At 58.5% G+C, this 224-nt stretch carries 1 pseudogene; it reads left to right on the forward strand.

The features are described from left to right. Positions 1–224 (forward strand): annotated as a pseudogene (locus AC6CHM_RS25220) (hypothetical protein); the annotation flags it as partial.

The raw sequence follows: 224 nt of genomic DNA on the forward strand, positions 1-224 counted from the left end.
AGCTTTCGCAACCTCGACGGCGTAATCATCGCCCTCGATACATCGAAATCCATGGTCGATAGTGGCGCGGTGACCGACGGACAGATCGCTGCCACGCAGTTGATAGACAATAGCGCCGCGAGCCAGCAGGTCGGTTTCATTCTCTTCGCGGGAGACGCCTATCTCGGCAGCCCCTTCAGCGCTGACCGGCACATGCTGCATCCACTATTGGGTGGCGATCTTTC

The organism is Phyllobacterium sp. GQ127 (genome assembly GCF_059758635.1).